This window comes from Pseudomonas sp. WS 5010 (genome assembly GCF_012985565.1).
Taxonomy (GTDB): Bacteria; Pseudomonadota; Gammaproteobacteria; order Pseudomonadales; family Pseudomonadaceae; genus Aquipseudomonas.
In genome coordinates, this window is the sequence record NZ_JAAQWQ010000007.1 from 222,928 (window position 1) to 242,935 (window position 20,008).

Annotated in this window: 16 protein-coding genes and 1 tRNA gene; 8 read left to right on the top strand and 9 right to left on the bottom strand. The window is 61.6% G+C overall.

What is annotated here, in order from left to right; genetic code table 11:
- Nucleotides 1–203: 203 nt before the first annotated feature.
- On the top strand, nucleotides 204–755 hold the full coding sequence (locus HBO11_RS24195) for an RNA polymerase sigma factor (protein WP_169954833.1): 552 nt from the start codon (nucleotides 204–206) through the stop codon (nucleotides 753–755).
- Nucleotides 756–792: 37 nt separating this feature from the next.
- Here the strand turns inward: HBO11_RS24195 and HBO11_RS24200 are convergent, their stop codons facing one another.
- Entirely contained in the window at nucleotides 793–2,010 is a 1,218-nt protein-coding gene (locus HBO11_RS24200; RefSeq protein WP_169954832.1) for an MFS transporter, read from the bottom strand.
- A gap of 460 nt (nucleotides 2,011–2,470) precedes the next feature.
- Between HBO11_RS24200 and HBO11_RS24205 the strand changes: the two genes are divergently transcribed.
- Nucleotides 2,471–2,547, top strand: a tRNA-Met gene (locus HBO11_RS24205).
- Nucleotides 2,548–2,652: 105 nt separating this feature from the next.
- Here HBO11_RS24205 and HBO11_RS24210 read toward each other — a convergent pair.
- The 4 genes from HBO11_RS24210 to HBO11_RS24225 all read right to left on the bottom strand — a co-directional run bounded on the left by HBO11_RS24210 (nucleotide 2,653) and on the right by HBO11_RS24225 (nucleotide 9,047).
- Nucleotides 2,653–4,707, bottom strand: coding sequence for a TonB-dependent receptor (locus HBO11_RS24210; protein ID WP_169954831.1), 2,055 nt, complete (start codon nucleotides 4,705–4,707; stop codon nucleotides 2,653–2,655).
- Between the two features lie 283 nt (nucleotides 4,708–4,990).
- Entirely contained in the window at nucleotides 4,991–7,474 is a 2,484-nt protein-coding gene (locus HBO11_RS24215; protein WP_262381107.1) for a TonB-dependent receptor, read from the bottom strand.
- Nucleotides 7,475–7,599: 125 nt separating this feature from the next.
- The gene (locus tag HBO11_RS24220) at nucleotides 7,600–8,547 is read right to left on the bottom strand and encodes a FecR domain-containing protein (protein WP_169954830.1); all 948 of its coding nucleotides are present in this window, start codon (nucleotides 8,545–8,547) and stop codon (nucleotides 7,600–7,602) included.
- Nucleotides 8,547–9,047, bottom strand: a complete 501-nt coding sequence (locus tag HBO11_RS24225) for a sigma-70 family RNA polymerase sigma factor (RefSeq protein WP_169954829.1) — start codon at nucleotides 9,045–9,047, stop codon at nucleotides 8,547–8,549. Before HBO11_RS24225 ends, HBO11_RS24220 begins: the two co-directional genes overlap by 1 nt.
- Nucleotides 9,048–9,250: 203 nt before the next feature.
- On the opposite strand from HBO11_RS24225, the gene ggt reads away from it, so the two are divergent.
- Complete coding sequence (ggt, locus tag HBO11_RS24230; protein ID WP_169954828.1) at nucleotides 9,251–11,095, top strand: gamma-glutamyltransferase; 1,845 nt, start codon at nucleotides 9,251–9,253, stop codon at nucleotides 11,093–11,095.
- 116 nt (nucleotides 11,096–11,211) lie between these two features.
- On the opposite strand, the gene ddlA is transcribed toward ggt, so the two are convergent.
- Complete coding sequence (ddlA, locus tag HBO11_RS24235; RefSeq protein ID WP_169954827.1) at nucleotides 11,212–12,306, bottom strand: D-alanine--D-alanine ligase; 1,095 nt, start codon at nucleotides 12,304–12,306, stop codon at nucleotides 11,212–11,214.
- A 154-nt stretch (nucleotides 12,307–12,460) separates the two neighbouring features.
- Between ddlA and HBO11_RS24240 the strand changes: the two genes are divergently transcribed.
- Nucleotides 12,461–13,270: an AraC family transcriptional regulator gene (locus tag HBO11_RS24240; RefSeq protein WP_169954826.1), complete on the top strand. Its 810-nt coding sequence runs from the start codon at nucleotides 12,461–12,463 to the stop codon at nucleotides 13,268–13,270.
- Nucleotides 13,271–13,292: 22 nt separating this feature from the next.
- On the opposite strand, the gene HBO11_RS24245 is transcribed toward HBO11_RS24240, so the two are convergent.
- Complete coding sequence (locus HBO11_RS24245) at nucleotides 13,293–14,693, bottom strand: MFS transporter (RefSeq protein WP_169954825.1); 1,401 nt, start codon at nucleotides 14,691–14,693, stop codon at nucleotides 13,293–13,295.
- Nucleotides 14,694–14,788: 95 nt separating this feature from the next.
- Here HBO11_RS24245 and HBO11_RS24250 point away from each other — a divergent pair, with 95 nt between their 5' ends.
- Together HBO11_RS24250 and HBO11_RS24255 are read left to right on the top strand one after the other, a co-directional pair.
- Nucleotides 14,789–15,673: a LysR family transcriptional regulator gene (locus HBO11_RS24250; RefSeq protein WP_169954824.1), complete on the top strand. Its 885-nt coding sequence runs from the start codon at nucleotides 14,789–14,791 to the stop codon at nucleotides 15,671–15,673.
- A gap of 72 nt (nucleotides 15,674–15,745) precedes the next feature.
- Complete coding sequence (locus tag HBO11_RS24255) at nucleotides 15,746–16,282, top strand: GNAT family N-acetyltransferase (protein WP_169954823.1); 537 nt, start codon at nucleotides 15,746–15,748, stop codon at nucleotides 16,280–16,282.
- Here HBO11_RS24255 and HBO11_RS24260 read toward each other — a convergent pair.
- On the bottom strand, nucleotides 16,275–17,591 hold the full coding sequence (locus HBO11_RS24260; protein WP_169954822.1) for a PAS domain-containing methyl-accepting chemotaxis protein: 1,317 nt from the start codon (nucleotides 17,589–17,591) through the stop codon (nucleotides 16,275–16,277). The genes HBO11_RS24255 and HBO11_RS24260 overlap by 8 nt on opposite strands.
- A 103-nt stretch (nucleotides 17,592–17,694) precedes the next feature.
- Nucleotides 17,695–18,027, bottom strand: a complete 333-nt coding sequence (locus HBO11_RS24265; RefSeq protein WP_169954821.1) for a DUF2790 domain-containing protein — start codon at nucleotides 18,025–18,027, stop codon at nucleotides 17,695–17,697.
- Nucleotides 18,028–18,285: 258 nt separating this feature from the next.
- On the opposite strand from HBO11_RS24265, the gene HBO11_RS24270 reads away from it, so the two are divergent.
- Together HBO11_RS24270 and HBO11_RS24275 are read left to right on the top strand one after the other, a co-directional pair.
- On the top strand, nucleotides 18,286–19,614 hold the full coding sequence (locus HBO11_RS24270) for an OprD family porin (protein WP_169954820.1): 1,329 nt from the start codon (nucleotides 18,286–18,288) through the stop codon (nucleotides 19,612–19,614).
- Nucleotides 19,615–19,788: 174 nt separating this feature from the next.
- Nucleotides 19,789–19,983 carry a hypothetical protein gene (locus HBO11_RS24275; RefSeq protein ID WP_169954819.1) on the top strand — a complete coding sequence of 65 codons (195 nt, stop codon included), beginning with the start codon at nucleotides 19,789–19,791 and terminating at the stop codon, nucleotides 19,981–19,983.
- Nucleotides 19,984–20,008: the final 25 nt, after the last annotated feature.

A 20,008-nucleotide genomic window follows, 5' to 3' on the forward strand; every position in this document is an offset into this window, starting at 1 on the left:
CATCCTCATCCGCTTTGCATCAGCAATGAAAATACCCGCACAAACCCACGGCGGCTTGCGCAAGCTCTTGCATGAAAAACACCTAAAACAAGATATTTCGCTATATATATCAATTAGATACAGACAATTTCCGATTGGCACAAGCGGTGCTAACAGGGTTCTCGTCGAAGCCATTTCGACTGCTTATACCCTGAGGAAAAATCATGGATATCCCTATCAGTGTTTTAGTTAATCTTCCCCGTGACCCTGGCCAATCCATCCAAGATCTGTCCGACGACCACCACAAACGCCTGCGCCGGTTCATTCATAAACGCGTATTGAACCCGGAGGATGCGGACGACATCCTGCAACTGACGTACCTGGAGGCCTGGCGTAACCGCCATCACTTCAGCGCGCAGGCATCATTAAGCACGTGGATGTGCGGGATCGCGCTGAATCTGATCCGCAATCACTTCCGCCGCCTCTATGCCAAGCCGGTGCATTGCGAGTTCGATGAGTCGCTGTCCCATGGACATAACGAAGAGCAGGACCTGGCGCGCCAATTCGAGATCAACCGCCGGCTGGAAAACACCCTCAGCGCAATCCAGAACCTGCCCCTGGAAATGCGCAACACCTTGTATGCCTCACTGGAAACCGACGGTAGCTACCAGGACACCGCCGATGCCCTGGCGATCCCGATTGGTACCGTCCGTTCCCGCCTGTCCCGGGCACGGGAACAGCTCAAACGCGCGACAAAATCTCATCCATTCCAATAGGAGAGGGAATGCCCATGGATAGGGCCCTCCCCCGGCTTCAAGCCTTCTTCGAACGTGGCAACAGAATCGCCAGCACCCCGAGCAACGGCAGGAACGAGCACAGCGTGTACACGTACTCGATGCCGTGGATGTCTGCCAGGTAGCCCAGCAACGCCGCACCAATCCCGCCAAACCCGAACATCAGGCCGAAGAACACCCCGGCGATCATTCCCACATTGCCCGGTACCAATTCCTGCGCGTAAACCACAATCGCCGAGAACGCCGAAGCCAGGATAAAGCCGATCACCACACTGAGCACGCTGGTCCAGAACAGGTCGACATGGGGCAACAGCAGGGTAAAAGGCGCCACACCCAGGATCGAGAACCAGATCACCGCCTTGCGGCCGATCTTGTCGCCAATCGGCCCGCCAAAGAACGTGCCCGCCGCCACCGCCCCCAGGAACAGGAACAGATGCAACTGCGAGCTGGCCACCGACAGGTCGAACTTCTCGATCAGGTAAAAGGTGAAGTAACTGGTGAAGCTGGCCATGTAGAAGTACTTGGAAAACACCAACAGCCCCAGCACCACCAACGCACCGAGCACGCGGTTTTTCGACAGGCCGTGGGTAGCGGCCTGGCCCTGCTTGAGCTTGAACAGGTTCAAATGGTTGCGGTACCAGCGGCTGATCGCATACAGCACACCCAGGGCGAATACCGCGAACAAGCCGAACCACGCCACATTGCCCTGGCCATACGGAATGATGATCGCCGCCGCCAGCAACGGGCCAAACGCCGAACCTGCGTTACCGCCAACCTGGAAGGTCGACTGCGCCAGGCCATAGCGCCCACCCGAGGCCAGGCGCGCCACGCGGGACGCCTCCGGGTGAAAGGTCGAGGAACCAATGCCGATCAACGCCGCCGCCAGTAGGATCAGCGGGAAACTGCCGACCTGGGACATCATCAAAATCCCCACCAGCGTACAGATCATCCCGCAGGGCAGCAGGAACGGCTTGGGATGGCGGTCGGTGTAATACCCCACCCACGGCTGGAGCAGCGAGGCCGTGAGCTGGAACGTCAGGGTAATCAGGCCGACCTGGGTAAACGTCAGGCCATAACTTTGCTTGAGCATCGGGTAGATCGACGGCAACACCGCCTGGATCAAGTCATTGATCAAGTGCGCCAGCGCCACGGCGCCGATGATACGCATGACCAACGGGCTGGATTGCGCCGCGGCCGGCGTCGTAGCCACTGAAGGCTGGGAATTGGTAAGAGCCATGAGGAACGTTTCCGTACAGCAGATGGATGCACAGGTGCAGGTGCGACAATGTGCCATTTTTCGGGGCAGGAAGGCTATCCCGTTAGCAGGCTAACGAGTAGGTGAATCGATGCAGCGCTCATGGGTTGTAAAGGGCCAACAAGATGGATCCGTCTAATTTGAGGGACATTTCCTAGAGAATCCTTCGGCCTTGTACCTGGTAAGAACACCCCACATCAAAGGTGGGAGCGGGCTTGCCCGCGATGGCGGTGGGTCAGTCAACTCCTGTATTGGCTGGCCCACCGTCATCGCGAGCACGCCCGCTCCCACACTTTGATTTTCGCGACCTGAGGAACCGCACAAATCCCCAGCCACTGGTCGCCTCACCCGATGTTTTTGCTTAAACAGTTGATAGCGTAGATAAATTTTCAAAAAAAGCGCTTGACGCATTCCCGTTCTCCGCGAATAATGCGCGCCACTTGGCTACATAGCTCAGTTGGTTAGAGCATAGCATTCATAATGCTGGGGTCCGGGGTTCAAGTCCCTGTGTAGCCACCAAGTACTAAAAACGGCTTACCGAAAGGTAGGCCGTTTTTTTATGCCCGCAGAAATCCTGGAGAGCAAGCCCGCGAGCAGCTATAGCTCACGGGCCATGTCTACACCTTAGAAGTAAGTCGTCGCCCCGGCAAAAAACGCCCGGCCCGGCACATAGAACGTCGTCGAACCATCCCGCGCATCTTCGTCCAGCAGGTTCTGCACGCCGCCATTGAGCGTCAGCCACTTGGTCACGGCCAGGTTCGCCGTCAGGTCGTAGGTGGTGTAGGACTTGACGAAGTCATTGCCCACCCCGCGCTGTTTACCCACATGCTGCGCCGACAGTTCGGTGTTGAGCTTGTCGGTGGCCTGCCAGTTGATTGCACTGAAAGCAGACAACTTGGGCGCGCTGATCAGGTCTTCGCCGGTGGACAGGTTTTTGCTTTCCAGCATGTAGGTGGCGTTGGTGCGCCAGTCCAGGGAGTCGGTCAGCGGCACGCGAACCGAGCCTTCCCAGCCGCGGGTGCGCGCTTTTTCGACGTTTTCCAGCATGGTCCACCAGCGACCCTGGAATTGGCCCAGTGGCGCATATTCGATCTTGTCTTCGAAGTCGGTATGGAAGTACGTCAGGCTGGCTTCCCAACCATCACGGTCGAAGGACACGCCCATTTCCTTGTTGACGCTGGTCTCTGGCGACAGGTTCGGGTTACCCGCCATCCAGCAACTGCCGCTCACATAACCCAGGGGTTTCAACGAGCCGCAACCGCGACCGCCGGACTCGGTGGCGGCACCGGCGCTGCCCTCTTTCAGGCTTGGCGCACGGAAGCCCTTGGACACACCACCGCGCACGGTCCAGTCCGGGTGCGGATGGTAGACCAGGTACGCCCGCGGGCTGTTGTGGTTGCCGTAGTCTTGACTGTGGTCGAAACGGTTGCCCAGGGTCAGGGCCAGGTTGTCGAGCAGGTACAACTCGTCTTCGATAAACGCGGCCGAGTAGTCCCCCTTGAGCGACGAGCCGGAAACCGCAGCGCCCTGATAGTCCACGGGCACCGTGCCCAGGGTGTCGCTGTTGGTCAGCTCTTCACGCTTCCACTGCCCGCCCACGGTCATGCGCTGGCTGAGGAGCAATTCAAACGGAATGTTCAGGCTGCCTTCGGCGATTTTTTCTTCGGCGCTGGATTTGCCCCAGTCGATATCGTTCTTGAATTTGTTCAGGTACAGGTCGACCTTCGAGGTGCCGAAACTCCAGTCCCCGCTGTGGGAAACGGAGTAGCTGTCACGAATCAAACGGCCAGGACCAAAGCTGCCACCAATGGTTTCGCCCCAGTCACCAAAGGTCTTTTTACTCGACCAGGACCGCTCCACACCATGCACGGCCTCGAACGACAGGCTCTGCTCATCGTTGATCTTCCAGTCGAGCAAGGCGTTGACGCTGTGGTCCTTGGCGCCGCCAGCGCCGTCGCCGTACATGAACTCGCCATCCTTATCCAGACGCGCCGTGACCTCATCGGCGGCCCGCCGGGTCAGGTTGGCGCCCAGGCGCAGGCCCACCGACTCAGTCAATGGCCCGGACAGGTTGAGGCTGGTCTGGGTGGTCTGGCCCCGGTCGGAGTCTTCGGGAATCGTGGTGTTGACGTTGGCCGAACCACTCCAGGTGCTCGAGACCTTGCGGGTGATGATGTTGATCACCCCGCCCATGGCATCCGAGCCGTACAGCGAAGACATGGGGCCGCGCACGATCTCGATGCGCTCAATCATGTTCGGGGTGATCCAGTTCAGGTCCTGGCGCGCCAGGTCGCGGCGATAGCTCAAATCCCCGGAACCGCCGAGGCGTTTGCCGTCCACCAGGATCAAGGTGTACTTGTCGTCCAGGCCACGCAGTTTGATTTTCGATTGCTCGCCCACCGGGCCGAAGCCACCGGTAACGCCGGGCACACGCCGCAGCAGAGTGTTGAGGTCATACACCGGCTGGCGCTCGATTTCTTCGCGGGTAATCACGCTGACGCTCGCGGGTGCATCGCGCAGGTCCGTGGCGCCGCCGGTGGCGGTGACGAACGAGGTGTCGAGTTCGGTGACGGCGTGTTTATCGACCTCACCAATCTCTTCTGCTTGCAACGCCGGGGCGGCGATCAGCATGCCGACGGCCAGGAAAAGAGAGCTGAACAGGTAGGGGGGATTATTCATTGCAAACAGTCCTTGTTGAGCCGATATGCACCAAGACGGAGCACTAAAGGTCGCGGAGTGTAATGCAAATCTTTATCATTTAGAAAAGCATTTATGACAATGTCGACACAATTCCATACATTTCAAATAGATTTATTTTCTGCTAAATACAGCGAAAATCCGATTAAATCGTCAATCAGAGGATATTTTGCAACGTTAAAGTATTTACTAAAAATTCGAATTAATGCCCTGCTCGCCGCCCCGCAATGGCCTGAATCAGGACCGTTGCGGGGCAGCAATGCCATCAGAAAGCGTATTTGGTGCTCAGCATGAAGTTTCGCGGCTCCCCGTAGGAACCGCTGTAGAAGTTGCCATCCAGGGAGCTGATGTACTTCTTGTCCAGCAGGTTGTTGAGCGTGGCGGTCGCGGACCATTGTGGCGTCAGTTGATAGCGGGCCATCAGGTTGACAGTGGCGTAGTCGCCCTGCTTGACCTTGGCGGGCTGGCTGAAGCGCCAGGAGTCCACCGTCAGGTTGATCGCGCTTTGCCAGTTCACCCCGCCGCCAAGGGTCAGGCGCTCCAGTTCGCCGGGCAGGCGGTAGGTGGTCCAGACCTTGACCAGGTCGGCGGGGATGCTGCTTTTGACGCGTTCGTGCTGCTCATCCTTGACCACACTGTGGCTGTAGCTGGCGGCAAGGTTCCAGTCGGGCAGCAGCTCGCCGCTGACTTCCATATCCCCCCCCCGGGTCCTGGTTTTTTTCGCCGCATAGGCGGTCAGGGTGTCACTGCCGGCGACCATGCCATCGGCCACGGCGTCGTTCTCCAGGTCGACCTCGAACAAGGCAACAGAGGTGTTCAAGCGCCCACCGTAGTAGTCGCTCTTGAGGCCGATTTCGTAGTTGTTGCCCTCACGCGGGTCCAGCAGCCTGCCGCTCCTGTCACGGTAGGGCTGGGGTTTGAAAATGCTCGTGTAGCTGGCGTACAGCGAGTGGTTGGGCGTGAGGTCATAGACCACGCCCGCATATGGCGTGACCTCACCATTGACCCGCACGCTGTCGTCGGTGTTGAAGCGCACCATGTTCGCCACGTTGTAATGCAGCGAGGCGTCATACCGATAGTTGCTGACCCGTGCCCCGAGGATTACCGACAGCTCATCACTGGGTTTTAGGCGCGTGGCCAGGTAAACCCCGTTCTGCCACTGGTCGATGTTGTCGTCTTCGCGGTTGAAGTTGTAGGACGCATGCGGTGCATAGTTGTTCCAGCTGTAGATATTCACCGGCTTGCCGCTGACACCGTTGTTGCTGGTGCCGTCGGCCAGCAGGTTGCCGAAGCCGTTACGACGGTTTTCGTAGTCCTGGAAGTTGAAGCCAAATACCAGCTCATGCTCGCGCCCCATCAGCTGGAACGGGCCGGAAAACATGATATCCAGGCCTTTCTGTTCCTGGGTGTTGTCGCCCTTGGTGGCGGTATAGCTCAGGCCATTGCCGGTCTGGGCATTCACGAAGCCTGTGGTGGTGCCGACGATGATCGAGTCGTAGTCGCGGGTGCCATACATGGCATTGGCGGAGACTTTCAGGGTCCAGTCATAGGCCAGTTTCTGCTCGATGGAGGCGAAGGTGTTGACCGACTCCTGGCGGTTGCTGCTGTCACGGCTGGCCGGGTTGTCGGAGCGCGAGGTGTGCAGGCGCTTGCCATTGCTGTCCAGCAGCGGCAGGCCGGTGGTGGAAAAGCCCTTGGGGTCGTTATCGAGGTATTCCACGCCCGCCGTCAGCAGGGTGGTCTCACTCAAATCGGCTTCGACCACGCCATACACAATGGTCTTTTCCTGCTGCAAATGGTCGGTGAAGCTGTTGCCCTGCTGATACGCCGCTACCGCCCGGCCACGCAGGTTACCGGTTTCGGTCAAGGGCCCGGACACGTCCACTTCGCTGCGGTACAAGTCCCACGAACCCAGCCCGGCACTGACGTAGCCCTTGAACGTATCGGTCGGTTTCTTGCGGATCAGGTTCACCGTGCCGGACGGATCACCGGCGCCCGACATCAGGCCCGAAGCGCCACGCAGCACTTCAATCCGGTCGTAGATGGCCATGTCCGACAAGGCCTGGGGCAATGCCTGACTGAACGCGAAGGATGTGGTCGGCATGCCATCGTACTGATAGTTGTCGATGGCCAACCCACGGGAAAATACATACAAGCGGTCGCTGCCGGGGCTCTGTACGTTGATCCCCGGCGTCTGCTCCAGCACCTGGCCGATGCTGCGCAGGTTCTGGTCATCGATACGCTGGCGAGTGATCACGCTGACGGTCTGCGGGGTTTCGCGCAGCGAAAGGTTGAGCTTGGTCGCGGTCTGGGTCGACGCCACGGTGTAGGACCCCGTGTCCTCGCTGGTAGTCCCCAGGCCGGAAATGGTGGTAGCGCCCAATTGCAGGGTGTCGCCCTGCACCGCCGGCACCAGGATGTAAGTGCCATTGCCCTGGCGCTGGGCCTGCAAGCCGCTGCCGGCGAGCAGGCGCGACAGGCCTTCCTCGACACTATAAGTACCGCTCAGGCCCGGCGTGGTCATGCCTTGGGTCTGCTCGCTGCTGAACGACAAAGTGACGTTGGCGGCCGTGGCAAACAGGCTTAACGCCGAGCCCAGGGCGCCCGGCTGGATCTGGTAGACCACCGGCAGGCTTTGCGCCATGGCCTGGGTTGGCGCCAGGTTCAGGGCCGAAAAGGCACCAAGGGCCAATGCCAGGTGCACCGCCTTGGCAAGCGGCCGGGCGGCCCGCAGAGAGAATCGTGACATGGGGGTTTCCTTCCGTTGGCAGAACATAGCAACAGTCGTAATCGCTGCTTTCGGTACATGGCCGAACGAAAATGAAAATCAGCAACCGCCAATGGGAATAATTCGCAAAAAAAAGCAGCGGTCGCTCAGGCAGGTTCCACCGTGACCCAGTAACGCGTCACGTAACGCACATTGACCGCGAGGGATTGGCGCAGGTTGTCAAGGACGGTGTCGGTGTCATCAATGCGAAACGCCCCGCTCAGGCGCAGGTCGGCAATCGCCGGCGCACAGCGCAGCACGCCGGCACGATAGCGCCCCAACTCGGCGAGGAAATCCGCCAGGCGCCAGTCCAGTACCGTCAACATCCCCTGGCTCCAGGCGCCTGCGCCTGCCGGGGCCGCAGTCATCGGGCCGACCTGCTGGCGATTGAAACCGGACTGCTGCCCGGCATCGAGGCGCAAGACCTGCGCGGGGTTATCCAGGGGACGCAACTCCACCGCCTGTTCGATCACACACACATCGGTGTGACCGGGCCCGCAGCGCACGGTGAAACGCGTGCCCAGGGCGCGCACCGTACCCTGGGGCGTCTGCACCACAAACGGCCGGCCCAGGGCATCGCGGGCGGTCTGCACCAGAATCTCGCCACGGTGCAGATGGATCGCGCGCAGTTGCCCGCTGAAGACAATATCCATGGCGCTGTCAGTGTTCAGGTCGACCTGGCTGCCATCTGAAAGACGCAGATGGCGACGCTGGCCGGTAGCGGTGCGTTGATTGGCCATCAGCGCCTGGTAAGGCACGGTCTCGGTGGCCAGCCAACCGCTGCCGCCCACCGCCAGCAACACCGCAAGGATCTTCAACACCTCCCGGCGCCGGGCGCGCCCACCAGCGAGCGTGGGCAACGCCACATCCGCCGGCAGGCCGGCCCATTGGCTGTGCAGTTTTTCCACCCGGGCCCACGCCCGCGCATGCTGGGGACTTGCCTGCAGCCAGGTGCGCCAGGCCTGGCGGTCGGCATCGCAAGGGTTCGTCCCCTTGAGTTGCACGTACCAGGTGGCCGCGGCTTCCAGGGTCTGGATATCCAGGGCGGTGCTCATCAATCTTCCGTGAGCAGCAGGCAGCGGGTCATGGCGCGGATCAAGTGCTTTTTGACCGTGGTGACGGACACGCCGTAACGCTCGGCGGTCGCCACATAGTTCAAGCCTTCCAGCTGTACCGCGAGGAAAATCTGCCGGGTACGTTCGCCCAGGCCGTCGAGCAAGGTGTCCACCGCCACCAGGGTTTCAAAGATCAGCAGGCGGGTTTCCGGGGAAATCTCCAGGGGTTCCGGGCGCAGGGCCAGGGCCTCCAGATAAGCCTGTTCGAGCGCACGGCGGCGGAACTTGTCGATCATCAGCGCCCGGGCGATGGCACTGAGGTAGGTCCGCGGCTCGCGAATCTGTGCCACGTCCCGGGAGGTCAACAGGCGCACGAAGGTGTCCTGCGCCAGGTCCGCGGCATCGCTGGCATTGCCCATGCGCGCGCGCAGCCAGGCTTTGAGCCAGCCATTGTGTTCGCTGTACAACACGTGCAGCGCAGCATGATCGGGAGCGGACATGGGCGGTAAAGACCAATAATTCAATTGATAATTAATCGCATTGTCTTGCCCGCACGGGATTTGCGCAAGATCGATTCTGTTACCCATCGGTTTTTGACGCTCTTGCATCCCCGCTGTTAGTGTCCGCCCTCCTTCCCCGCAGATATCTGCCAGGTGCGATTTACCGCAAAGCATCATCCCAGGGACAACAGATCATTCTCAAAATGAACGGAGTTCAGCGCGTGCTTTTCAACCTACGCTTGCAGCGCCTCACCAGCCTTTCGGTGATCGCCGCCGCCATCAGCCTCGGCGCCTGCCACAGCACCAGCACCCCCGACCTGCCGCCCGCCCCGGAGCTGGGCTCGGGTTACCGCACCGACATGAAAGTACGCCACGCCGAGCGCCATATGGCGGCGGCGGCCAACCCGCTGGCGGCCGAAGCCGGGCGCAAGATCCTGCGCCTGGGCGGCTCGGCAATCGATGCGGCCATCGCCATGCAAGCGGTGCTGACCCTGGTGGAGCCGCAGTCCTCGGGGATCGGCGGTGGCGCCTTTATCATGCTGTGGGATGGCAAGCAGGTACGGGCCTATGACGGCCGTGAAACCGCACCGGCCAGCGCCACGGCCGATATGCTGTTGAATGCCGACGGCACACCGATGGCCTTTGCCCAGGCGCAGATCGGTGGTCGTTCGGTTGCCACCCCCGGTGTGCTGCGCGCGCTGAAAATGGCCCACGAACACAGCGGTCGCCTGCCCTGGGCGCAGTTGTTTGCACCGGCGATCCAGTTGTCCGAACAAGGCTTTGCGATTTCTGCGCGCCTGCACAGCCTGATCGCCGCCGACCGCTACATCAGCCAGTCACCGGACATGGCGGCGTACTTCCTCAACGCCGACGGCAGCCCGAAAGCCACGGGCACGCTGTTGAAAAACCCGGCGCTGGCCAATGTATTCAAGCGTATCGCCAAGGAGGGGCCCGAGGCACTCTATAGCGGTCCAATCGCCGAGGAGATTGCACGCAAGGTCCAGGGCCATCACAACACTGGCCGCCTTGCGCTGAACGATCTCCAGGGCTACCGCGCCAAGGAACGCGCGCCGCTGTGTACCGACTACAAGCGCTGGCAAGTGTGCGGCATGCCGCCACCCTCTTCGGGCGGGGTGGCCATTGCGCAGATCCTCGGCACCTTGCAGGCCCTCGAAGCCCGCGACCCACGCTGGGCCCTGGCGCCGCTCAAGCCGGTGCAGGCCGCAACAGCCGCCGGCCTGGAACCCGTACCCGAGGCCGTGCATTTGATTGCCGAGGCCGATCGCCTGGCCTATGCCGACCGCGCCCAATACATCGCCGACACCGACTTTGTCCCAGTGCCGGTCGCGGGGCTGGTCGCCCCCGGCTACCTGGCCAGCCGCGCCGCATTGGTGGGTGAGCGCAGCATGGGCGCGGCCACGCCCGGCCAACCGGCGGGGGTTCAGGTGGCCTACGCGCCGGATCGCTCGCCACTGCGTATTTCCACCTCCCAAGTGGTGGCCGTGGATGACCAGGGCGGCGCGGTGTCGATGACCACCACCATCGAAGCCGCGTTCGGTTCCCACGTGATGGTCCAGGGCTTCCTGCTGAACAATCAGATGACTGACTTTTCCTTTATCCCCGAGGAAAACGGCCAGCCGGTAGCCAACCGCATCGAGCCGGGCAAACGCCCCCGTTCGTCCATGGCGCCGACCCTGGTCTTCGACCGCCAAAGCGGCGAGCTGCTGGCCACGGTCGGCTCTCCCGGCGGATCGCAGATCATCGAATACGTGAGCAAATCCCTGGTGGGCATGCTCGACTGGAGCCTCGACCCGCAAGCCGCCATCAGCCTGCCCAACTTCGGCAGCCGCAACGGCGCGACCGAGCTGGAGCAAGGGCTGTTCAGCGAGCAATTGAAGGCGGCGCTCAAGGCGCGAGGGCACACCTTGAGCGAGATCGAGATGACCAGCGGCACCCAGGCCATCGTGCGAGTACGTGATGCCCAGGGTAAGGCGACCTGGAGTGGTGGCGCGGATCCGCGGCGTGAGGGGGAAGCGTTGGGGGATTGACCCAGGGTTGTATCGCCTTTACGGGCCTCATCGCCGGCAAGCCGGCTCCTACAAGGTTAACGGCAGGATACGCCACACCCTGTAGAAGCCGGCTTGCCGGCGATGGCGGTTGAAGCTTAGCGACTGATCTTCAGCCCCTTGCGCGCCGTATGTCGCTCCAGTGCCAGTTCGATCAGGCGGCTGACCAGTTCGCTGTAGCTCATCCCCGCCGCCTGCCACAACTTGGGGTACATGCTGATGCGGGTGAAACCGGGCAGTGAGTTGACCTCGTTGATCAGGACTTCACCGTCCTCGCACAGAAACACATCGACCCGCGCCAGCCCGGCGCAGCCCAGCACTTTAAAGGCCTCAACGGCCAGGGCCCGAATGCGTTCGCTGGCTTGGGCGCTGATATCCGCCGGCACCAGTACTTGGGCGGCCTGGTCGTCGATGTATTTGCTGTCGTAGGAATAGAAGCCGTCACGTACCACGATCTCGCCACAGCCGCTGGCGATGGGACGCTCGTTGCCCAGCACCGCGCATTCGATTTCGCGGCCTTTGACGGCAGACTCCACCAACACTTTTTCATCGAAACCCAGGGCCAGTTCAATTGCAGCCAGGTACTGGGCTTCGTCAGCCACCTTGCTCACGCCCACCGAGGAGCCTTGGTTGGCCGGTTTGACGAACAGCGGCAAACCGAGCTTTTGCCGGGCCTGGTCGAAGGTGGTGCGTGCCGCGTTGCCGCGGTTGAGGGTGATGAAGGGCGCCACCGCGATACCGGCATCGCGCAGCAGGCGCTTGCTGATGTCCTTGTCCATGCACACCGCCGAGCCCAGCACGTCGGACCCCACGAACGGCAGGTCCGCCATGCGCAGCAACCCCTGCAGGCAACCGTCTTCGCCGAGGGTGCCATGGACGATGGGGAAGATCACATCGACATGTTCCAGCAAGCCCTGGCCCGAGGTTTCCACCAATTGCTGGCTGGCCTTGCCCGGCACCACCGCCAGTTCACGGTTGGACTGGTTGAGGGCGATCAGCGCCGGGTTTTCCTGGTTGAGCAGGAAGTTCGAGGTGTCATTGAGGTGCCAGTGGCCGGCCTTGTCGATGCCGATCAGTACCGGCTCGAAGCGTGTGCGATCAAGGGCGTCGACGATGTTGCGGGCCGACTGCAAGGACACTTCATGCTCGGCCGAACGCCCGCCAAAAATAATACCCACCCGCAACTTGCTCATAGCCTGCCTCACATTGGAAATGTAGGGCTTATTACCACGAGCGGTCAGCAATTTGCCACCGTTGAAGCCGCGCACAATCGTACAAGACCCTGGCAGACAGCCGCCCCAGACTCAGTTAACGTAACTCCATCCGACATCTTTCGAAAAACATCCCATGGGCAAACCCACCGCAAACATCGACTGGCTGCACCGGGCGCCCCATGCCAGCGGGCTGGAGCGGATCGAGGCGTATTTCTCCGGGTTCGGCTTCGACCCTCATCGCCACGATACCTACGCCATCGGCCATACCCTGTTCGGTGTGCAGAGCTTTCATTATCGCGGCAGCCAGACTCACAGCCTGCCGGGCACGACCATGGTGATCCATCCGGATGAGGTCCACGATGGCTGGGCCGGCAGCGACGAGGGCTTCAAGTATCGGATGATTTATGTGGAGCCGGCGCAGATCCAGCAGATTCTCGGCGGCAAGCCGTTGCCGTTTATCCACAACGGGCTGTCCAACGACCCATGGCTGCACCGGGCCTGCCAGGCCTTTGTGCAGCAGCTCGACTGCCCGCTGGACCCAATGCAGGAGCAGGACGCGTTGTTCGACCTGGCCCATGCCCTGAACAACGCGTCGGGTATCAGCGTCAGCCGCAAGACGTTTGATTACCAGGCCGCCGAACGCGCCCGGGAATTTATCCACAGCGCCCTGGGGCGCAGCATCACCCTGGATGAAATGGCCGCGCACTGCGGGCGGGATCGCTGGGCCTTGTCGCGGGACTTTCGCCTGTTGTTCGGCACCAGTCCCTATCGCTACCTGACCATGCGCCGCCTCGACCTGGTGCGCAATCTGCTGGGCCAGGGCCAGTCACTGGTGGATGCGGCGCTGATCGCAGGCTTCACCGACCAGAGCCACATGACCCGACAGTTTCGCAGCACCTTTGGCATACCACCGTCGCGGTGGGTGAAGATGCTCGGCCGCTAAAACCCGATCAACGGTGGGCAGCCTATGTGGCTTCGGCTAGCGCCTCCTGCCGTGGAGCTCGCAGCCGCATCGCCACCACCGCCCCGGCCAGCGCAATCCCCGCGCTCCACCACAATGCCAACTCGATGCCCTGGGCTTGACCCGCCCCCGTCGCCCCACCGGCATTGGCCAGCGACACCAGCACCGCCAACCCCAGCGCGCCGCCGATCTGCTGCGTGGTCGAGGCCATGCCCGCCGCCACACCCTGCTCCCCCGGTTTGACACCCAGGCCTGCGGCCACCCACATCGCGGTCCAGGTCATGCCCTGACCAAGGCTCAAGATAAAGATCCCAGGCAACAACCACCAGAATCCCGCGCCGGTGGGCAGCGCCAGGCACACCAGGGCAATCCCCAGCGCCCCCGCCAACTGGCCGCTGACCAGGGTGTTGCGCAAGCCGATTTTTACCAGCGCGCGCTCCGCCAGCCAGATCCCCAAAGTACACACCAACGTCGCCGGCAAGAACGCCAGCCCGGCCTGCAACACGCTGTAGCCGTAGACCTGCTGGTAGTACAGCGCGAGGAAGTAGTACTGCACGCCAAAGCTGCTCATAAACACCGCCGTCAGGACCATGGCCATGCGCAACTCGCGGTAGCCCAGCAGGCGCAGCGGCATCAATGGGTCGCGGCCACGGTGTTCAATCCAGGCGAACAGCCCAAGCAAGACCAGCGCCAGCAGCATGCAGCCCAGGGTCGCGGGCGCCGTCCAGCCCCACTCCGGCCCCTGCACCAGGGCGAACACCAGCAGCGTGCCGCCGACCGTGACGGTCAACGCACCGCTCAGATCGAAACTGCGGCCACGGCTGCGCTCACCGTCGGCCGGGATCCAGTAGCGCGCCGCCAGGGCACAGCCACCTGCCAACGGCACGTTGACCAGAAACACCGCCTCCCAGCCCCACCACTGAGTCAGCACGCCACCCAGCAACGCCCCCAACGCCAGCCCGGCAGCGGATGCCGCGCTCCAGACCGCAAACGCCCGGTTGCGCTGCGGCCCTTCGGCGTAGTGGGTGTTGATCAAGGCCAGGGTCGCCGGAAACAACAGCGCGCCGCCCACCCCCTGCACCGCACGCGCGAGCACCAGCAGCAACGCGCTACCGCCCAGTACCGCCGCCAACGACGACAGCGCGTACAACGACTGGCCCACCCGGTACAAACGGCGCTTGCCCAGCAAGTCCGTGGCCCGGCCTCCGAGCAATAGAAAACCGCCAAACGCCACGGTGTAGGCACTGACCACCCACTGCAATTGCTGGGCAGAAAAGCCCAGGTGGCTGCCGATCTGCGGCAAGGCAACAAACACGATAGTCGCGTCCAGGGCGATGATCAGTTGCGCAGTAGCCAGCAACATCAGCATCCAGCCCGAGGGGCGACTTGAGGGAGTGGCGGGCATCACAACATCCTGTGCAAAAAAAGAGTGCGGCCAGTGTCTTTCATGCCCAACAGATGATAAATAGCCATAACACTCTTTCAGTTATGACTTTAATCATGGACCTGAACGCCGTTCGCCTGCTGGTACGCGTCGCCGAAACCCGCAGTTTCACCCGCGCTGCTGCTGACCTGGGGCTCACGCAATCGGGCTTGTCCCGTGCTATCTCGCGCCTGGAGGCCGAGCTGGGCGTACGCCTGCTGCAACGCAACACCCGCAGCGTCAGCCTGACCCCGGATGGGCAAATGCTGTATGAACGCAGCGCACCGTTGCTGGCCGAGCTGGCCGAAGCCGAAAAGCTCATGCTCGATCGGCGCTGCACACCTTCCGGTTTGCTGAAAATCAGCACCCCGTCGTTGTTCGGGCGCAAGGTGGTGATGCCCGTGATCGGGGAGCTGACCTTGCGCTACCCCGAGTTGCGCATCGAAGCGGTGATGACCGACCGCCTGGTGGATATTGTCGACGAGGGTTTCGATGCATTGCTGCGCACCGGCGAGATCCAGGACCAGCGCCTGATTGCCCGCGCCTTGAGGCCCTTGCGCTGGGTAACCGTCGCCTCCCCCACCTACCTGGCCCGCTTTGGCACGCCGCAAACCGTCGAAGAACTGCGCGACCACAACTGCCTCACGGTGCGCAACCTGCGCAGCGGGCGGATGGTGGACTGGCAGTTCATGCTCGACGGCAAGGTGCGCGATGTGAATGTGGAGGGGCGGTTGATTTTCGATCTTGGCGATGCCCTGGTGGACGGCGCGGTGGGCGGCTTCGGGATTGCCCAGGTGATGGATTTTGCCGTGCGCGACGACCTCGCCGCCGGGCGCCTGGTGCCATTGCTACAGGACTATGCGGGTCGCAGCCGCGCAATTTCCCTGGTGTATCCACCGTCACGCCAGTATTCGCCGAAGCTGATCACCTTTGCCGATGCCTTGGCACAGGCGCAATGGTAAGCAGAACTTGAACCCGGCGCCCCGAGTGTGAGAAGAAAGGATGCGCTATCGCCACCGCGAGGTTTTCCACGGATGAACCTGACATTGACGCCCCCCCAGTGGGATGACGTGAACGAGCTGCTGGCGTTCGAACTGGCCAATCGGGCCTTTTTCGAACGTTGGATCAATGCCCGGCCCGAGGCGTACTACAACGTCGAAGGGGTACAGCGCGCCATCGAAAACGCACTGCTGGAGGCCAGTGAAGACCGCGCCTATCAGTACCTGATCCGCGAAAACGGCGTGCTGGTGGGGCGCATCAACTTTACCCAGGTGCGCCGCCGCTACTATCACTCGGCGTCCCTGGGCTATCGCATGGGGGCCGAGTTCACCGGCCGCGGCCTGGCAAGACAGGCCGTGGCACTGGGCCTGCAGAAAGCCTTTGGCGAGCACGCCCTCAAGCGCATCGAAGCCACTGTACGCCCAGAGAACCCGGGCTCGCTGCGGGTGTTGCAGCGCAGCGGCTTTACCCAGTACGGGCATTCACGCAAGGCGTTCCTGCTCGATGGGCAGTGGTTCGACCTGCTGCTGTTCGAGGTACATGCCCCGGCCTTGAGCCACGCATCTAGGTAGATAACTGATTGGCAAACTGGCCAACCGCACTCACCACTTTCTGCGCGCCGTCCTGGATCTCGACGATCACCGTGCCCGCCTCTGCCGCCAGGGACAATCCCTGCTCGGCCTGCAACCGGCCATCGGTCATCAGCGCCACGGCATCGCGGGCCATGTCCTGGTTCTGACGCACCACGCCGACGATTTCTTCAGTGGCTTTGCTGGTACGCGAGGCCAACTGCCGCACTTCATCGGCCACCACCGCAAACCCGCGCCCCTGCTCGCCGGCACGGGCGGCCTCAATGGCGGCGTTGAGCGCCAGCAGGTTGGTTTGCTCGGCAATCGCGCTGATGGTCTTGACGATGCTGCCAATCACCTGGGACTGGGCATTGAGCGCCTCGATGCCCTCGCCGGCCTGTTCCATGTGCTTGGCCAGGTCACGCATCACCTCCACCGCCTGGGTGACCACGGCGGTACCGCGCTGGGCGCTGCTGTCGGTGTGCAACGAGGTGCTGTAGGCAATGTTGGCGGCCTCGGCCACCGCGCGTTCCTGATTGATCTGGTCGGTGATCACCGTGGCGAACTTGACCACTTTGTACAGTCGGTCGTTGGCATCCAGCACCGGGTTGTAGGACGCTTCCAGCCAGACTTCGCGGCCATGGGCATCAACGCGCTTGAAGCGCCCGGCGACAAATTCACCACTGTTCAAGCGTTTCCAGAACGCCTGGTACTCGGCGCTGTTGTAATCCTGGGGCTCACAGAACATGCGGTGATGCTTGCCCTGGATCTGCGCCAGGCTGTAACCCATGCCCTGCAGGAAGCGCTCGTTGGCGCCCAGCACATTGCCATTGAGGTCAAACTCGATCACCGCCGTGGAACGCACCAGCGCAGTGATCAGGTTTTCGTGCTCGCGCGACGCCTCGATGGTGCGGGTCAGGTCGCTGGAGTACACCGAAAACCGCTTGATACGCCCATCCGCACCCCGCACCGGCTGCACGATGGAGCGCAACCACGCTTCCTTGCCATTGCCGCGCAGCAGGCGCACGGTGCCGGCAAAATGTTCGCCACGGCTCAAGGCGTTGTTGAAGCGCTGCTGGAACTCGTCGCGTTTCACATGCTCGGGCACAAACCCATGGATGGCATGGCCCAGCAGGTCGCTGGACTTGTAGAGCATTTCTTCGAGAAAGTTCTGGTTGACCGACTCGATCCGGCCCTCGGGGTCGAGGCTCAGGGCCAGCATCTCGCTCTCCAGGCTTTCCTTGACCTGCTGCAGGCTGGACAGTTCTTCGCGAAGAGCGGACAGCTCCTGCTTCAAGCGGGTATTGAACATAGGAACACCGGAGGGCAGTCAATAGTGGATTGTCTAACCATCGGCGCATCCAGCATTTTCTGAAGAGTGCTTGAGGCCCTGACTCAACTATTTTTTCAGCACCTCAACTGCCGTTGTTCCGGCACAATCCCATGACCTGATATTCAAGGGTCTTAAGCTGGCCGCTGGAGTCTTCATACGTCATGCGCGAGGGCACCACCTTGCAGCTACGGACCGGCGGCGTGACGCTCACCACCCGGGCGATATCCAGCTTCATCCCATACCGATAGGCCTGCACCTCAGGCGCCGGCTTGCCCTGGTTGGCAGCGTAGCGAGCCATGGCCTGCTGGTTGTTTTCCATCATTTGCGCGATGGCGCGATCCCCGCCCCCTTCGGCCATCGCCCCCATGGACAGAGCAAAAACCACTACGCCCAGGGCTCGTGTTAAACGCTTCATTAAAGTGTCCTCGTCTGATTTCAAGTCGTTGAAAGTTCAGGCTCGAGGGTAACCAACACTTCCTGTCAGCAGCTTCACGGGCGCATTACGTATCCGTAATAGAGCGCTGAACTGGCAAAATTGTAATGCGCGTGCCACCTCCGCGTTATCCGCTGTTTGCAACTATGAGCCGGGCTCCCCGCATCAGGGATAGCTCTCCAATAAGAACGCCCAAGGCGACTAAAAAAGCTCATAGCTGCCAACACCGAGGAGCGATACATGCGCACTAACCGCACACTTTCCCTTTCCATCATCGCGGCACTGGCCGGCGCTGCACCGCTGGCAGGCATGGCCGCCGAAGACAAACCCGAGGGCTTTATCGAAGGCAGTACGCTGAACGTGCTGGCGCGCAACTTTTACTTCAACCGCGATGACCGCAAGGGCCAGTCCAGCCCGACCGGCAATGGCTATTCAGAAGCGTGGGCCCAGGGCCTGATCGGCAAGTTCGAGTCCGGGTTCACCCAGGGCACCGTGGGGTTTGGCCTGGATGCGTTCGCGATGTACGGTCTCAAGCTCGATTCCGGCACCGGGCGCAGCGGCGGCAAGGGCTCATTCGGCATGCTGCCGGTGGACAGCGGCAACCGCCCCGAAGACGACTACAGCAAACTCGGCGGCGCGGTAAAAATGCGCCTGCTCGATACAGTGGTCAAAGTCGGCGACGTCTTCCCGCAAACCCCGGTGGTGCACTACGGTGACTCACGCCTGCTGCCGGAAAGCTTTCGGGGCGTGACCCTGGAAAACACCAGCCTGGAAGGCCTGACCCTGCAAGGTGGGCGCCTGCACGCCATGAGCCAGCCCACCCAAAGCGGCATGCGCGAGGGCTTTGCGACGTTTTACGCAGGTAATGTGAATGCACCCTGGGTCGGCTACTTCGGCGGCGACTACCAGGCCACTGAACATTGGAGCCTGAGCCTGTACAGCAGCCGCCTCAAGGACGCATGGGACCAGTACTACTTCGGTACAGCGGTCAATTTTCCGCTGACCGAAGAGGTGGCGATGTTTGCCGGCTTCAACTATTACAACGCCCAGGACGAGGGCAAGCGATTGCTGGGCGAGCTCAACAACAATATCTGGAGCGCCAAGCTTGGGGTGAAGGTCGGTGCCCATCGCCTGGCCCTGTCCCACCAGCGCAACAATGGCAACAACGACTTCGATTACCTGCGCCAGTCAGACTCGATCTTCCTCGACAACTCGATCCAGTACAGCGACTTCAACTCGCCCAAGGAGCGCTCGTGGGCGCTGCGTTATGACCTCGACATGCAGACCCTGGGCATCCCCGGCCTGTCGTTCATGACCCGCTATGGCAAGGGCACGGGCGCTGACTACAGCAACGCCAACTCGGTGTACATGCGCCGCGACGCCTTGGGTGACCCGCTCACTGACCAGCGCCGCTGGGAGCGCGACATCGAGGCCAAGTACGTGTTTCAGGGCGGCAGCCTGAAAGATCTGTCGGTGCGCATTCGCCAGGCGACGGTACGCTCGAGTGCCTTTGAGTCGGACCTGGAAGAATTCCGGCTGATCATGGAATACCCGCTGGCCATCCTCTGATGACACTCAACGGCAAGTGCTTACATTCACTTGCCGTTGACTAGCACTTCTTCACAATTTGCAGCCTGTCAGAACTGTAATATGCGCCTCACGTTCTCGTTAAGTTGCACTTCATATACTGCCTGCATCGACCGACCGCGAACTAACGGCACGGGTCTTTTGCGGAGAACGTTCATGAAGCCACTGCACATTTTATTCATCGCTGTCATCAGCGCGGCATCCAGCGCTGCCCTGGCCGACGACGGCGGTGAGCGATCCCGCCAGTTGCTGGTCGAGTTTCGCCAGCAACAGCAACAGATCCACGGCAGCCAAGCCGTGACCGAGCAAACACCCACCCCCTCGGATACGCCGGCCCCAAAGGCCACCTGAGCGGCGCACCCTGTGCACATTCATC